Source organism: Desulfonatronum sp. SC1, assembly GCF_003046795.1.
Lineage (GTDB): Bacteria > Desulfobacterota > Desulfovibrionia > Desulfovibrionales > Desulfonatronaceae > Desulfonatronum.
Window position 1 is genome coordinate 1 of sequence record NZ_PZKN01000165.1, and the last position, 436, is coordinate 436.

Annotated in this window: 1 protein-coding gene; it reads left to right on the forward strand. The window is 42.7% G+C overall.

Translation table 11 applies throughout. The features are described from left to right. A partial coding sequence (locus tag C6366_RS21145) for a thioesterase family protein (protein WP_107740653.1) occupies positions 1 to 366 on the forward strand: 366 nt, incomplete at its 5' end. Positions 367 to 436: the final 70 nt, after the last annotated feature.

Sequence of the window (436 nt, forward strand, 5' to 3'; positions counted from 1 at the left end):
GGATATGTGTACCATGCCAATTATGTGGCTTATTGCCACCAGGCCAGAACCGAACTGTTGCGTAAGTTTGGTATAAACGACAAAAAACTGGAAGCATCCGGTATTATGATGCCCGTTATTGGGATGAACCTCAAGTACCATCGACCCGGACACTACGACGAGCCTCTGACAATTACCACCATCATTCATGAAATGCCCGCCGTGAGGTTTAACTTCACATTTGAGATTAGAAACGAACGCAATGAGCTGGTTTGCAGCGCAGAGTCCACCGTAGTATTTGTGGACGCAAACACACGTAAACCTATGAAAGCACCTGAAATGGTCATAAATGCGCTCGCACCAGCATTTGAGCCGGCTATATTATAGAGAAAAGATGTGAGATAATTAGATGTTAGATAACTAGATGTTAGATAACTAGATTTTAGATAATTAGATG